The following is a 14,358-nucleotide window of genomic DNA, read 5'->3' as shown; positions in this document are numbered from 1 at the left end:
GAGAACGACGACAGCCGACGGCGCCGGGCACCGTCGGCCGTCGAATCGACTTGCCGGACTATCGAATTCAGGCCAGCGACAGCCAGTAGTCCTGGAAACGCAGGAAAACAAGCAGCAGCACCACCGCGTAGAACACCGCCACAAACGTCCAGCGCCACTCCGCGATGATGCCGAGCGGTCCGCGCGAACGCCCCCACAGTTGGTCGGTGACCACCGCGAGCAGCGGTGTGATGATCGCCCACACCACCATGCAGTACGGGCACAGCGCATTGATCCGGTACAGGCTCTGGAAGATCAGCCAGCCGATGAAGGCGACGCCGAGCACGGTGCCGAGCCACAGCCCGCCCCAGATCCAGCGCGGAAACCGCACCCCGGCGACCGCGAGGACACCGAGAGTCACCACCACGGAGAAGCCGACGATGCCGATGATCGGGTTCGGGAACCCGAACGCGGCAGCCTGATCGGTCGCCATCACCGACCCACAGGACAGGATGGGGTTGATGCTGCAGGAGGGCTTGTAATCGGGATCGGTGAACAGCTTGAAGCGCTCGACGGTCAGCGTGACCGAGGCGATCCAACCAGCGAGCCCGCCGATCAGCAGCACCCACGCGGACCGCGCCGCTGCTGCGTCGTTCACTGACCCGCGGCGGCGGCTATCGCGGGTGCGAGTCCGCCCGGTCCGAAGATCTCCTGGCTGGAGTCGATCTGCTTACCGTTGACGAACACCGACGGGGTGGACTTGATCCCGCTGTTGAGCACGTCCTTGGTCTTGTCCTGGATGTACTTGTCGTACTTGCGATCGGTGATGCACTGGGCAACGGCCGGATCGGTGTAGCCGGCGTCCTTGGCGATCTGGATCAGCTTGTCGTCGGGCAGTCCGGTGCCGCCCTCGGCGGGCTGCTGGGCGAACATGGCGGCCAGCCAGGGCAGGTACTTCGACGAATCGGACTCGGCGACGCAGTACGACGCGTTCGCCGCACGCGAGGAGTACTGGGTGGTGGATGCCTTGTCCAAGAAGGCGATCACGTTGTATTCGACCACAGCCGTGCCTTTGTCGACGGCATCCTCGAGCACCTTGGAGTTGGCAGCCTCGAAGCCCTTGCACGCCGGGCACTGCAGGTCGGCAACGACGCGGACGGTGACCTTGGCGTCCGGCTTGCCGATGCGGATCGCGCCGTTGTCGGTGATGGAGCCTTGAACCGCGCCGGAACTCTGGCCCGAGGTCGCGATGGCCGGAGTGGCGCCGGGCGCGTTCTTGCGATTGTTTTTCACCGCGATGCCGATGCCGATGGCCGCGACGAGACCGATCAGCACGACTGCAACGCCGACCTGAATGAAGATCTTGCGGTTGCGGTCGGCGCGCTCCGCCGCCGCCAACGGATTCTTCTTGCCACCAGGGTTGTTGCTCACCGTGCGTTCACCACGCCTTTCGCTAGCCTGCCGGTTTCCTGCCGCCACGATGGTAGTTCCGAAGCTCTACCAGGCGTGGTCTGGCACGGCCCACATCATCCTGGGTGAACCTGAGAGATTCCGAAATTTCGCCGCAGGCGGGCCGTTTCGAGCGATATGTTGGCAGTCGCCTACGGCGAAGCGGTCAGGCCTGTTCGAGGCGGCGCTTCTGCTCCTCGACTTCGAACTTCGCGGTCGGCCAGTCCAGTTTCAGCTGGTCGAGTGCATCGATGAGCAGCTCGGTGACCGCGAGGCGGGAGAACCATTTGCGGTCGGCGGGAATCACGTGCCACGGTGCGAACTCGGTCGAGGTCCGATCCAGCATCACCTGGTAGGCCTCTTGGTAGGCGGGCCAGTAGGCGCGCTCGTCGATATCGGCGGGGTTGAACTTCCAGTATTTGTCCGGTCGCTCGAGGCGTTCCATGAGCCGTTGCTTCTGCTCGTCCAGCGACACGAACATGGCTACCTTCACCAGCGTGGTGCCCTGGTCGACCAGCTCCTGTTCGAAGGCGTTGATCTCGTCGTAGCGCGGTTCCCATACCTCCGGCGGCACCAGGTTGTGCACCCGCACCACGAGCACGTCCTCGTAATGCGAACGGTCGAACACGCCGAGTTGGCCGCCGCGCGGCAGCGCCTTGCGGATGCGCCACAGGTAATGGTGCTGCTTCTCCTCCTCGGTCGGTACCCCGAACGAGGCGTGATCGACACCCTGCGGGTCCACCGAGCCGATGACGTGCCGGACGATGCCGCCCTTGCCCGCGGTGTCCATGCCCTGCAGAACCAGCAAGACATTGCGGGAGTCGCCGGAACGGCCGTTGGCATACAGCTTTTCCTGCAGGCCCGACAGGACGTCGGCGCGTTCGGCCTGCAATGCGGCGGCCGTCTTCTTGTCACCCTTGAATCCGGGCGTGCCGGAGGTGTCCAGATCAGCGATCCGTAGGCCATCGGCCCGCAGGGCGTTGGTGGGCGGAAGAGACCAGTGCTTCGCCATCGGTCCAGCTAACCACGGCGAGCTCCCGACGACGGGTCGTCGGCTCAGCTCGTGTCGGATCGGGACGTATTGATACCAGCGACTTGCAAGCCACTGCGGTGTTGCTTCGAGCAAGCTACAAGCAGTCGCTACGACTGTCAGCGGATCTGCGCGAGACGCAGGATCTGGTCGGCGAAATCCTCGTCGGAGACCGGGGTGAGCACCAGGTCGTCGGAGGAGGCGAGCAGGTAGCGGCCGTCACTGGTGAAGTCGAGCCAGCTGCGATGGCGGGTCGGCGGGGACATGGGATGGTCGGGCTCCACGGTCACGGTGATGAAGCCGCGGCCATCGACCGGTTTTCGGAGCGTTTGGCGGAAACGTGCGGCGCCGCGGTGGCCGTTGGTGACGAAGGGTTCGCTGCGATCCGGACTCAACACCGCGTCCTGTGGCTCCCGCATCGGGCCGAGCCTGCCCGCTTGCGCCGGGCCGATGATCTGGACCAGGCGCTGGCCCAGGGTGCGGGCGTGGCACATCTGCACGATCACCTTGTCGGTAGTGGCGACCAGGATGCCTGCGTGATTGTGCACCACAGCGGCGAAGGCGAGGATCGGGTCGGTGTCGCTGGAACCGCCGTTGCGCGGCGCGACGGTGCGCTCGCCGGAGACGGTGATGGTTGTCGCGTCGGTGCGGGCGCACATCATGAGCGCGGCGGCGAGGTCCGGGTCGGCTTGGCGGGCGAAGCGCTGCGGCAATCGCAGTGCGGCGTATTCGGTTTCGGTGCGGGTGGTGGCCGCGGGCATCATGTTGACGGGGTAGGGCCGCCGGTCCAGGCTTGTTTCATTTTCCCAGACGTGGGTGAATTCGTCCGGAGTGAGAATCCATTTCACTGCGCGGCGCCCCCGCCGACTGAGGTGGGTCGGGCAGGGGTGCCCTCAGCCGAGCCCGCGGGCACCTCGGGCGGGAGCGTGAAGCGGGGGACACGGTCGCCGGAGGCGGGCATGGTCGGGGTGTAGACGTAGGTCATCGTGCCCTGGACGTCGGCCTGGGTCGTGGCAGCCGCGATGTCGTGTTCCATTCTGCGCTGACCCCCGTGCACGGCCTCCGCGGCCGGGTCCTCCAGCGGACGGTACTCCTTCGGCGGTGGTATGGCAGCCCGAATGGTCTGCGCAGCTTCGCAATTCAGCTCCATCAGGCGCTGCACCGTCCGGCACACCTCGTGTGCTTCGGTGCCGACCTGCACGAATGCGCGGGTGGCCTGCAATGCAGCATCGGCCGATCGGCCGGACCAGCGTGCGAATTCGCGGTTGGCGGTGTCGGAGAAGATCTGGAATGCCTCGGCGAGCGCGACGGCGTTGGACTCCCATCCGGCCGCGACCTCGCCGAGTGCGGCCGGATCCAGGGTCTCGTGCACGAGGTCCCAGATCTCGCGATGGGTGTAGGCACCGAACCGCTCTCGTTCGGGGGCGAATGCGGGATCTGTTCCGGCGCTTGCTGTTGCGGCATCGTTCGTCAACAGCTGCTGGCGGGTGCGGATGTCGGCGGCGGCTGCTCTTGCCGCATCCCGCGGCGCGGTCACCGTGGCTCCAGGTATTCGGTGACCAGAGCGAGGGCCGCCTTGTTCGCGGCGTCGGCGTCCTCGAACTTCTTGCCTGCCGCCAGGTATGCGGCCTTGTACAGCAGAGCTGTTTCCTGGAGGGCGGTCACCGTGTCCAGGTATTGCCTGCCCTTGTCGTCGAAACCGCGCGTAAGGCCATGCCCTGTCGGCAGATTCGGGAAGCCAGCGACATCGGTGACGAGATGCCCTGTGCCCATGGCCTTTTGCAGGTCATCGACGAGTTTGTCGCAGGCCACGGCGAGGTTCTCGGCGACGTCTTCGGCGAGCACGAACGGCTCGCCGCCGCCACCGGTGGCTGCCGCATAGAGTTGCCTGGCCATCCGCTGCCCGGTATCAGGTACCGCCATCTGGGTCGCCCCCTTCTGTTCGGTCCACACCCACCGCACGTGTCGGTCCACACCCACCGCACGTACTGGTTTCGTACTCTACCGGGCGGTAAGTCACGGGGTGAGCTCCTTGCCTGCGGTCGGCTGCGGAGCACGGTGTGATGTGTGGCACGCCTGCCCGGCTACACTGGCCAGTGGTCTAGGGAGGTTTCGAAGGGGAAGGCGTCCGGTGCCCGAAATCGAAGAAGTACTCCCGAAATATCTCCAGATCTCGGGGTATATCCGCAATCAGATCGAGCGCGGCGAACTGGCTCCCGGTGCCGAAGTGCCGTCCGAGCGGGAGCTCGCGGCGAGCTGGCATGTCGCGCGTCCCACGGCGGCGCGGGCGTTGAATGAGTTGCGGCAGCGGGGGATTGTCGAGTCGCGGCGCGGATCCGGCACGTATGTGGTCGATCGCAGTGCGCTGCCAGCAGCGCGGGAGCGGGGCGATCGGGCACGGCAATACGGTTGGGCGTACTCCGAGACCGCGTCGGTGACCGTGTTGGAAGCCGGGATGGTCGATGGGCCGGTGTGGGTACGCGAAGGCCTCGCAGTGGCGGTCGGCGGCTCGGTACTCGTTCGGAAGCGGTTGGTGTCCAACGATTCCGGTGTGGCCGAGCTCGCGACATCCTGGTTTTCGGCTGCGCTCGCCGAGATCGCACCGCGGCTGCTCGACGCCGAGCGGCTGCCGGGTGGCACCGTCGGGTATCTCGAGTCCGTCACCGACCATCGCGTGTCCTACGCCCGCGATCGAGTGAGCGCGCGTCTTGCCACGGCCGACGAACGTCGCCACTTCGACCTGCCCCGTCCGGCCGCGGTGCTCGTCTACCGGTTGGCGCTACACGAGGCCGATGACGCCGTCCTGCAATTCGACGAGGTCGTCTACCCGTCCGACCGCTGGGAGTTCCAGCAGGAGTATTCCACCCGCTCGTAGCCGGTTTCTGCATTGACAGCCGACCAACATAACTGGCATAGTCCACTTATCGGGAGTGGCATAGGCCAATGGGTGGGAGGGTGCGATGTTCGATCAACTGACCATCGGTAGCTGGGTAGTCGTGGGGGAGCACTGCTCCGTCCGCCGTGCACCCTTGCAACGAGACAACTACCTGGCCTTCATATTCGAAAGCGGCGGAAGCGAATTCGAATTCGCCCTCACACCGGAAATGCTGCGCCGCATGGTCGACCTCGGCGCCGCGCCGCTGCCCCGGCCGGATGAACCGGACTGAACGGCGGCCGCTCCGAATGTCCTTGCGACGGTAGTGAAATGGTCGCCACGCCCGCTGTGAAAACCGCCATTTCACTGCCGATCCCACACCTTGTTTCGCAAACCGGACACCCGCTGCGACAAAGAATGTGAAGCGGTGTCGTTCGGTTGGATCGCCGTAGGTGCATCGTTCGCGCTCGGCGACGACTTTCCCCCTGGCTTTGGTGTGTAATGCGGTGCACGCGCTACGCTCCCCATCATGACGACGATCACACCTGTGATGGCGGAGGAATTCGACGGACCACCCGCGTCAATGCCCGGTGCGTCCAATGTGAACTGGCGGCGCCGGCTCAAGCCGCGTCCGGCGCATGCGTCGCTGGTTGTTACTGCTGTTGTTGCGGTCAAGGCATTCGAAATGTCCTTTGCCGCTTTGCATGGACTAGCCATCACAAACCGCGTCCTACCCGATCTGGCCTCGAATGTGCCGATCGCGATCGACGGTTTGGTGATCGGCTCCATGATTGCCACTGCCTCGTTCCGCAAACTGAGTGCCGGTTGGTGGTACGCGACTGGGCTGTTCGTGCTGTCGACGCTGGTATCGGTCGCCGGGAATATAGAGTACGCACGCGAGATCGGCGGTGGCGCAGTGTCCGTGGTCATCTACGCCGGCATGCCGCTAGCCTTGCTCTTCGCTGTGCATCTCACGCTGATGCTGTGGGAGCAGGGACGCACGGACGGACGCGCCGAACTCCTTGCTGTGGCGGAGCAATCCAGCGCATCGGCGTCGACCCGGCCCGAGCGCGAAGCTGATACAGCGCCGATGCGGCTCGACCCGATCGACATCGTCACGAATTCCGAACTGATCGCCGCGCCGTTCACCACCGAGCAGCCGGTGCAGGCTAAGATCACCTCGATCAAGGCAACCGAGGGCCGTCACCTGGTCCCGGCATCAGTCCGTGCGTGATCGTGCGAGTTCGAATACTTCAGTCATGCTCGAATTCTTCGATGGAGTAGCTATGCCTTTTATCATTTGGCAGGACCAGGGTATTGATCAGTTCCGGGAAATAGGAGGCCGATTGGCGGCGGTCATCCTCAGTACCGTCGACCGATCCACAGCCTTGAATCAGCTCACCGAAGCGGCGGATAGCGCGGAAGCGTTCACCGATCTGTTGATCGAATATTCCAGCCGATGGTTCCACGAGAGCGGTGGGCAATCGATTCTGATCGGACCCGAGCTTTTCTGGATGCTGTCGGAGCCCACCGCACGGCAGGGGGGCAATGCTATTCGAAGCCACGAATCGCACCCGGCCCTCGAGTACACGGTGAGCCAGCGGGGCCGCAAGTTATTGGTGACCTGCGTTTTCGAGGCGCTGGCACAAAGCCAGTGGATGCCGGCGAACATGAGCGAGAGCGGTGATTTCAGTATGTCCGGATGACGGACTGGCCCATCATCTTCCAGAACAGGTGGCGCGAGGCAAGGCTGCCGCTTCGTCCGGTGCGAGCAGCCGACTCACTCCGGGCGACTTGCGCTCACATACTGCAATAGGCGATGGATCTGCTGGTCGATGTCGACCAGCCCGTGCTCGGCGAACAACGTCGGGAAGATGTCGTTGTCGAAGACCCGTAGGCCACTCCAGCTGCCCACCATGCGGCTGGCGTGGCCGAACGGGTTGTCGGCTCGGTGGCTGGTGGTGATGGCTATCCGGCCGCCGGGTGCCAGGACGCGGATCATTTCGCGGGTGGCGGCGATCGGGTCGGGAATGAGGTAGAGGGCGCCGAAGCAGCAGACGGCGTCGAAGGTGCCGTCGGCGAAGGGGAGTCGGCGGGCGTCGCCGCGAAGGTAGCCGACGCGGGGTCCCGCGTTGTCGGTGACGGCGCGGGCGAGCATCGGTGCGGAGTAGTCGAGGCCGATGGCGTAGCCGCCGCCGTCGAGTGCGCTGCTCAGGTATTTGGTGAAATTGCCTGGGCCGCAGGCGATATCGAGGACTTTCTTGGAGCCCTCGAGGTGCAGGGCGGTGACGGCGTCGCGGCGGTCGGCGGCGGTGGTGCGGCCGCTTGCCAGGTAGAAAAGGGTTGGCCGCCAGGCCCTTTCGTATACCGCTGCCAGTGCGGGGGCGTTCATGGTGCGTCTGGCGAGGTTCACGGGGTCATCCTCGGTTCGGTCGCTATCGATGTGATGTCTGATCGAGGACGGCCGCGCTTGTTCAGCTGGAAATTCCATGGGCGCTCCTCGTCATCGGGGCGTCGGAACGGGCGATTCGGGCGGTGACCATGCCTCGATCACCGCCCGCCGCAACCGAACTCAGGTTCGGTCGACCTCGATGGTGATCCCTGCCGCGCGCAGCCGGTCGGTGAGTGCGTCACCCATGGCCGCCGCGGGGGTGAGGATGCCTGCCAGTTCGGGCTGCTTGTCGCCGTCGAAGGCCAGGCACAGGCCTGCTTCGCCGAGCATCACCGCGGTCGCCTGGTAGCCCGGGTCGCCGGCGCCTGCGAAGGTCGCGACGTACTTGGCTCCCGAGGAGGTGCGCGCGAAGGTCTTCATGGTGAACCAGCCACTGGTGCGGGCCTTTTCACTCGGCCCGGTGCCGGGCTTCGGCAGCACCCGGTCCAGCAGCTTGCGGCCCAACGCGACTCGCGACAGCACCGCGCCCGCCGCCATGGTTGCCACGATGCCGCCCGCCATGCCCGCCGCAACCAGCGGAGCGACCGGAGATTTGCCTGCGCTCATCACCTCGCGGTAGCGGAAGTTCTTGCCGTACACCCAGCCGAGCAGGCCGTTGGTACGGCGGACGATCTTGGTGTTGTGCGAGCCCATGATGAAGGTCGCGACCCACCCGTCCAGGCTCGGGTCGATGCTGCTTGCCCGCTGCAGGGCCTGATCGGACTGGCGGCCCACATCGGGATCCATCGACTTGTCGGGGCTCAGCGAGTACGGGTGCGACAGCACTCGGCCCTTGGACGGGTCCTCGGCGATGGCTTCCATCATCGCGCGGCCGGAGTCGATGGTGCCGCCGCTCGCGCCGCCCTTGAGCCAGGCGACGAGCGTGGTCTCCTCCAGTTCGCCGGCGTTGTCGGCGACCGAATGCTTGTAGAGCTGGTACACGCTGATGTCCGACGGAATCGAGTCGTAGCCACAGGAATTCACGATCTTCGCGCCGGTGGTTGCGGCCTGGTCGTGGAACTGGTCGATCGCATCCCTGATGAACAGCGGCTCGCCGGTGAGGTCGGCATAGTGAGTGCCCGCCTTCGCGCAGGCTGCCACCAGAGGCAGGCCGTAGCGCAGGTACGGGCCGACGGTGGTGACCACGACGGTGGTCCGCGCGGCCAGCGCATCGAGCGCGGCTTGATCGGTGGAATCGGCCACGACCAGTTCCCAGCTCGCGGCGGCAGGGCCGAGTTCGTCGCGGACCTTCGTCAGCTTGTCCAGCGATCTCCCGGCCAGCGCGATGCGCGCCGACTCGGGCGCGGCGCCGGCCAGGTACTCCGCGGTGAGCTTGCCGACGAAACCTGTTGCGCCGAATAGCGTGAGGTCGAATTCTCGTGTGTCTGCCATCGTTACCTGCTCCCGATCAGTGCTGTGTGCGTTATGCCTTGTCCCGTATGGGCTTCTTCGCCCGGGCCCGAGGCTTTTTCGGCGGAACCGGCGGGTGCTCGGCGAGCCATTGGTGATGAATCTGTCCGAGTTCGGTGACCGGTGGTTCGTCGTAGATCCACTCGCGGGAAATGCGATGCCAGTTCGCGGTGCATTCGAGCTGTCCGAGCATGCCGAAGGTCAGGAAGTCGGCGCGGCGCGAGAACAGATGCTCCGGCGGCAGGTTCTGCTGCTTCATCCCGGCGAACTCGCTGGCCCTCGGGTCGACGGCGAGCAGGAACGCGCCGCTGGCCAGTTCGGGGGTGATCGTCAGCTCTTCGTCGATCAGGCACCATTCCGACGCGGCGAGCACATATTCCAGACACTCCTCCGCGCCGATCTCCTCGGGCGAGTCGATGACGCCACGCTCGATCATCAACTGCCGCAGGTCTTCGGCGCGATCCTCGGCCGCCGCGCGCAGGCAGATCGTCTCGAAGCGCACGTGCTCCGGATCCATCCGGTTGAACAGGCCGAAATCCAGGAACGCGACTTTGCCGTCGGTAGCGAGCAGCACGTTGCCCGGATGCGGGTCGCCGCAGAACTCGTTGAAGGTGAACAGCGAGCCGACGTAGAACCGGTAGATGATCTCGGCGATCCGGTTGCGCTCCGCATCGGGCAGCCGGCGGATGGCGTCGAAGCCTATGCCCGCCACGTATTCGCTGACCAGGACCCGGGTGGTGCTGAGTTCCGGCATCGAGCGTGGCACCCGGATGAACGGGTGGCCTGCATAGACCTCGGCGATTTGCAGCTGGGTGTTGGCTTCGGCCTGATAGTCGAGTTCGCTCTCCATGTTCAGCCGCAGTTCGTCGAGCACGGCCGGGGTCACCCACGGCATCGCCGATTGCAGCACCCGCCGGAACATGGCCAGGTTCTTCAGGTCCGCGCGCACCGCCGCGTCGATGCCGGGGTACTGCACTTTCACCGCAACCTGCCGACCGTCGTACAGCGTGGCGCGATACACCTGGCCGATGGAGGCCGCCGCGATCGGCGTCGATTCGAATTCGGCGAACACCCGATCGAGCGGTTGCCCGAAGTCTTCCTCGATCACTCGGCGCATCGATTCGAAAGACACCGTCGGTGCGGCATCGCGCAGCACGGCGAGGCGTTTCTGGAAGCGTTCCCGGTGGTCTTCGGGCACCAGGTCGAGATCGAGCACGGACATCATCTGGCCCAGTTTCATGGCCACGCCCTTCATGGTCCCCAGGACCATGACTACCTGTTCGGTAGTGCGGATCATCGACTCTTCGGCCATTTTGGCCCGCACGGCGTCGGACCTTCCTCGCATCGATAGCCGCGTGCGCTGCGTCCGGATGACCGAGCTGGCTGCGACCGCACCCAGCTTGGTGCCACGAGCAAGCCGGGAAGTCGGCACTTGCTTCGCCATCGAGGTACCTCCATTGGTGCCAACGCGCGGGCGGTGACGCAGCCCACTCGGCGCACCGCTCGGGTTCAGACTAGCCAACGAATCCGCAAAGTCGAGCACGGCGGTGAACTTCAGCTAGCGGCCCAGCTAGCACCCTGTGGAGGTACCCGAAGTCGGGCGGTTGATCAGTTTCCCGACTCGGTATCGAAGGTCGGCAGCACATGCGGCTGCGCGTTGAAAACCTCGCGCGACCCGTTGGCCCGCGCCATTCCCTCGATGGCGCTCCAGGCCATCATCGTGAGGTAGTCGATGACCTGTTCGCGGGACATCGACTTGTTGGTCGTCCACCAGTGCGTGGCCAGCTGGATGCCGCCGACCAGCACGTAGGACCACAGCAGGGCGCCTTCGGTGTCGATACCCTTCGCGCCGGCGCGGTCGGTGATGACCACGGAGACGACCTCCGCGAAGAGCTTCTCGAACTCCGCGAGCGAGGACTGGTCGGCCGAGCCGTTGCCCATGATGAAGCGATAGACCTCGGGGTCCTCGTCGACGGTGCCGACGTAGGCCGAGAGGGCCGAGCGCACCAGCTGGTACTCGTCGGCATCGAGGCTGATCGCCTCGTAGACCCGCGGCATCAGCGTGGTTTCGATGAACCGCTGCATGGTGGCGTGGACCAGGTCGTTCTTATCGGAGAAGTACCGGTAGAGCACGGTTTTGGAGACGCCGATCTCGGCGGCGATCTCGTCCATGCCGGCATTGCTGCCCCGGGTGCGGATCGCCGCGAGGGTGCCGTCGACCAGCTCTTCGCGTCGGTCGATCTTGTGCTGCCGCCATCGGCGCTTGCGGCCGTCCGTCCGGCCGGTGCGCACCGCCGCCGGTCGCTCGGCGAGCTCGCCGACGTCGACAAGGTCTTCGGTGGACAGCGTGAGCTCCCTCGTTCGTAGGGGTTCGGGCTTCGAGCCATTGGGCTCCTCGGACCACAAGCTTAGGTCCAGGCAACCGGTGAGAGGTGCGTTTGGGTCGCCGATGCGGCAGGAACCACATATTTGCCGACCGGAACGGGCGCGCCGCCGGTGTGTCGTCACACGCTGCCGGTGCTGTGTCGAGTATGGCCGAGTGCCGGGCACCGCAGAATGGAAGGCATGGAGAAAGCTCCCGGCAACATCGCGGTCCTCGACACGCGCACCCAGCCTGCCGCAGCGGCACCCAGTACCTTCGCGGCCTTCGTGGACGAGGAAGGCAAGAAGCGGGACCTGTTCCGGATGAAGGCACTGGCTACCGGGCTGCTGGCCTTTGCGACGGTGATCTATCTGCTCTGCCGTTGGCTGGAATCACTCGGTTCGGGCGGCGACTGGGTCGGCTATGTGCGCGCGGCCTCGGAGGCGGGCATGGTCGGCGCGCTCGCCGATTGGTTCGCCGTGACCGCGCTGTTCCGGCATCCGCTCGGCCTGCCGATTCCGCACACCGCGATCATCCGCAAGAAGAAGGATCAGCTCGGCGCGAGTCTGGGTTCCTTCGTCGGTTCGAACTTTCTTGCTCCGGATGTGGTCTCGGCGAAGGTGACCTCGGCGCAGATCTCCTGGCGGGTCGGGCGCTGGATGGCGGACTCCGGCCATGCCGCGCGGGTGGCCGAGGAGAGTTCGACCATCCTGCGTGCGGTGGTCGGCGTGCTGCGTGACGAGGACGTCGAGCAGGTCATCGACAACACGATCGTCAAGCGGATCGCGGAACCGCTGTGGGGTCCGCCGATCGGCAGGGTGCTTGCTGAACTGTTGGCCGACAATCGGCAGCTTCCGCTGCTCGACATGCTTGCCGAGCGTGCCCATCAGTGGGCGCTGGGCAGCCAGGAGACGATCGATCGGATTGTTTTGCGCGATGCTCCGCAATGGGCTCCGAAATTCGTAAACATTCTGCTTTCAGAAAAGATCTATCGGGAACTGGTCGAGTTCACCTGGAAGGTCCGTTCGAATCCCGAGCACGAGGTGCGCCTCGCGGCGAATCGGTTCCTCGAGGAGTTCGCCTACGACTTGCAGCACGACGACGCGATGATCAAGAAGGCCGAGCGGATCAAGGCGCAGGTGATGGGGCGCGAGGAGATCACCGGCATGGCCGAGGCGACCTGGCGTGCTGCCAAGCGGCTGATCCTGGAATCAGCGGATGATCCCAGCAGTACGCTGCGTAGGAAGGTTGCCGAGAACGTGCAGCAGCTCGGGGAGCGACTGCGTGACGACGACGAGATGCGCGCAAAAGTCGACGGCTGGATCGACAGGGGGGCGCGCTATCTGGTGGGAAACTATGCAGAAGAGATCACGACCCTGGTCACCGACACGGTTGCCAGGTGGGATGCCGAGGAGGCAAGCAAGAAGATCGAATTGCAGGTTGGGCGCGATCTGCAATTCATTCGCATCAACGGAACGGTGGTCGGATCGCTGGCAGGGCTTGCGATCTACACGATTTCGCAGCTGCTGTTCCACGGCTGAAGGATAGAGCGCCGAATGTTTGCTGGAAGAGTGCTAACAGAGTGCTTGCAATAGTTAGCACCCTCATTTAGAATTGATACCGTACAACCGCCAGAAGGTGAGTGATGGCAGACCAGCCCGAGGTTTCCGCCGAGTACACCGACAGTTCGGCCGAGCAATCGGCAGGCGTCGGAGAAAAGGCGGCCCGCGTCGTGAATGCGGCGCACGACATCGGAGGGTTCATCAGGGCACAGCGAGAGGCTGCGCAAGTCTCGCTGCGTCAGCTCGCCACCCTTGCGGGAGTGAGCAATCCGTACCTCAGTCAGATCGAGCGCGGATTGCGCAATCCGTCCGCCGAGGTACTCACGCAGATCGCCAAGGCACTGCGGGTGTCCTCGGAGGTGTTGTACGTACGGGCTGGCTATCTCGAGCAGCGGCCGCACAGTCCGATCCGGGATGCCCTGCTTGCCGATACGTCGATCAGCGAACGGCAAAAGCAGGTCCTGCTGGACATCTATGAATCGTTTCGCCGCGAAAACGGAGGGAACGAGTCAGGGGGGGATCAATGGGACAGCGAAGTTCCGCTTACGACAACCGACACTCCGCCACGCCAGGAGACTGAAGAATGACCGAGAAGAACCAGACCAGCAAGCCACTGCTCGCCACCGTCGGCGCAGGCGACGCGGTCTACGCCGCGGTGCTCGACGCTGTCACTCAGGTGCGTGAGCGTGCCGCCACCGCCGATGTGACCGGCCGCGTCGAAGAGGCTCGTGAGCGCTTCGCAAACGTGCCCGCCGACGTGCAGGCTCAGTTCGAGACGCTGCGCGAGCGGTTGTCCGGGCTGCCTTCCGAACTGCCGGAGGACCTCGCCGAGCTCCGCGAGAAGTTCACTCCGGAGGAGCTGCGCACGCTCGCCGAGAAGTACTACGCCAAGGTCCTCGACCTGTACGCGGATCTGGCCGTTCGCGGCGAGGAGACCGTCGAGCGGCTGCGCGCCAACCACCTGGTCGAGGATCAGATCGAGCGCGTGGAATCCCTCTACACCGACGCGGTCAGCCGCGCGGAGGACGTGCTCGGCAAGGTCAACGACCTGCTCGGCCGTCCGGTCAAGGATGAGGACGAGGACGAGGTCGTCGCCGAGCCGGTCGTCGAGGCCGAGGTGCTGACGGTGACCACCGAGACCGCGCCCGCCGCGGCCGAGGAGCCCGTTGCTGCGAAGGCTCCCGCCAAGAAAGCCCCCGCCAAGAAGGCTCCGGCCAAGAAGGCTGCTCCCAAGAAGGTGTAATCGCCTGACGCACAAAC

At 65.1% G+C, this 14,358-nt stretch carries 17 protein-coding genes; 7 read left to right on the top strand and 10 right to left on the bottom strand.

Annotated features, from left to right (window positions below; all coding sequences use genetic code 11):
- Positions 1–67: 67 nt before the first annotated feature.
- From OHA42_RS01105 to OHA42_RS01080, 6 genes are all read right to left on the bottom strand, one after another.
- Entirely contained in the window at positions 68–637 is a 570-nt protein-coding gene (locus tag OHA42_RS01105; RefSeq protein ID WP_328406682.1) for a vitamin K epoxide reductase family protein, read from the bottom strand.
- Entirely contained in the window at positions 634–1,410 is a 777-nt protein-coding gene (locus tag OHA42_RS01100) for a DsbA family protein (protein ID WP_406233772.1), read from the bottom strand. Before OHA42_RS01100 ends, OHA42_RS01105 begins: the two co-directional genes overlap by 4 nt.
- 184 nt (positions 1,411–1,594) lie before the next feature.
- Entirely contained in the window at positions 1,595–2,440 is an 846-nt protein-coding gene (locus tag OHA42_RS01095; RefSeq protein ID WP_406233770.1) for a polyphosphate kinase 2 family protein, read from the bottom strand.
- Positions 2,441–2,577: 137 nt separating this feature from the next.
- Positions 2,578–3,306 (bottom strand): ESX secretion-associated protein EspG, encoded by a 729-nt coding sequence (locus tag OHA42_RS01090; protein WP_406233769.1) that lies wholly within the window; start codon positions 3,304–3,306, stop codon positions 2,578–2,580.
- Complete coding sequence (locus OHA42_RS01085) at positions 3,303–3,995, bottom strand: hypothetical protein (protein ID WP_406233767.1); 693 nt, start codon at positions 3,993–3,995, stop codon at positions 3,303–3,305. Before OHA42_RS01085 ends, OHA42_RS01090 begins: the two co-directional genes overlap by 4 nt.
- Positions 3,992–4,381, bottom strand: coding sequence for a hypothetical protein (locus OHA42_RS01080; RefSeq protein WP_406233765.1), 390 nt, complete (start codon positions 4,379–4,381; stop codon positions 3,992–3,994). Before OHA42_RS01080 ends, OHA42_RS01085 begins: the two co-directional genes overlap by 4 nt.
- A gap of 208 nt (positions 4,382–4,589) precedes the next feature.
- Here OHA42_RS01080 and OHA42_RS01075 point away from each other — a divergent pair, with 208 nt between their 5' ends.
- The 4 genes from OHA42_RS01075 (at position 4,590) to OHA42_RS01060 (ending at position 7,039) form a co-directional block, all read left to right on the top strand.
- Positions 4,590–5,333 (top strand): GntR family transcriptional regulator, encoded by a 744-nt coding sequence (locus OHA42_RS01075; RefSeq protein WP_406233763.1) that lies wholly within the window; start codon positions 4,590–4,592, stop codon positions 5,331–5,333.
- A gap of 85 nt (positions 5,334–5,418) precedes the next feature.
- Complete coding sequence (locus OHA42_RS01070; protein ID WP_406233761.1) at positions 5,419–5,625, top strand: hypothetical protein; 207 nt, start codon at positions 5,419–5,421, stop codon at positions 5,623–5,625.
- 258 nt (positions 5,626–5,883) lie between these two features.
- The gene (locus tag OHA42_RS01065; RefSeq protein WP_406233760.1) at positions 5,884–6,567 is read left to right on the top strand and encodes a DUF2637 domain-containing protein; all 684 of its coding nucleotides are present in this window, start codon (positions 5,884–5,886) and stop codon (positions 6,565–6,567) included.
- Between the two features lie 25 nt (positions 6,568–6,592).
- Complete coding sequence (locus OHA42_RS01060; protein ID WP_406233758.1) at positions 6,593–7,039, top strand: hypothetical protein; 447 nt, start codon at positions 6,593–6,595, stop codon at positions 7,037–7,039.
- 74 nt (positions 7,040–7,113) lie between these two features.
- On the opposite strand, the gene OHA42_RS01055 is transcribed toward OHA42_RS01060, so the two are convergent.
- From OHA42_RS01055 to OHA42_RS01040, 4 genes are all read right to left on the bottom strand, one after another.
- Positions 7,114–7,746, bottom strand: a complete 633-nt coding sequence (locus OHA42_RS01055) for a class I SAM-dependent methyltransferase (RefSeq protein ID WP_406233756.1) — start codon at positions 7,744–7,746, stop codon at positions 7,114–7,116.
- A gap of 159 nt (positions 7,747–7,905) precedes the next feature.
- Positions 7,906–9,156 (bottom strand): saccharopine dehydrogenase family protein, encoded by a 1,251-nt coding sequence (locus OHA42_RS01050; RefSeq protein WP_406233754.1) that lies wholly within the window; start codon positions 9,154–9,156, stop codon positions 7,906–7,908.
- A gap of 31 nt (positions 9,157–9,187) precedes the next feature.
- Positions 9,188–10,618 (bottom strand): ABC1 kinase family protein, encoded by a 1,431-nt coding sequence (locus OHA42_RS01045; RefSeq protein ID WP_406233752.1) that lies wholly within the window; start codon positions 10,616–10,618, stop codon positions 9,188–9,190.
- Between the two features lie 164 nt (positions 10,619–10,782).
- The gene (locus OHA42_RS01040; RefSeq protein WP_406238977.1) at positions 10,783–11,466 is read right to left on the bottom strand and encodes a TetR/AcrR family transcriptional regulator; all 684 of its coding nucleotides are present in this window, start codon (positions 11,464–11,466) and stop codon (positions 10,783–10,785) included.
- A gap of 273 nt (positions 11,467–11,739) precedes the next feature.
- Between OHA42_RS01040 and OHA42_RS01035 the strand changes: the two genes are divergently transcribed.
- From OHA42_RS01035 to OHA42_RS01025, 3 genes are all read left to right on the top strand, one after another.
- Complete coding sequence (locus tag OHA42_RS01035; protein ID WP_406233750.1) at positions 11,740–13,077, top strand: DUF445 domain-containing protein; 1,338 nt, start codon at positions 11,740–11,742, stop codon at positions 13,075–13,077.
- Positions 13,078–13,181: 104 nt separating this feature from the next.
- Complete coding sequence (locus OHA42_RS01030) at positions 13,182–13,685, top strand: helix-turn-helix domain-containing protein (protein WP_406233749.1); 504 nt, start codon at positions 13,182–13,184, stop codon at positions 13,683–13,685.
- The gene (locus tag OHA42_RS01025; RefSeq protein ID WP_406233747.1) at positions 13,682–14,341 is read left to right on the top strand and encodes a heparin-binding hemagglutinin; all 660 of its coding nucleotides are present in this window, start codon (positions 13,682–13,684) and stop codon (positions 14,339–14,341) included. Before OHA42_RS01030 ends, OHA42_RS01025 begins: the two co-directional genes overlap by 4 nt.
- Positions 14,342–14,358: the final 17 nt, after the last annotated feature.

Origin of the sequence: Nocardia sp. NBC_01009, assembly GCF_045208035.1 — a bacterium.
GTDB lineage: Bacteria > Actinomycetota > Actinomycetes > Mycobacteriales > Mycobacteriaceae > Nocardia.
This window is presented reverse-complemented; position numbering and strand designations above follow the sequence as displayed.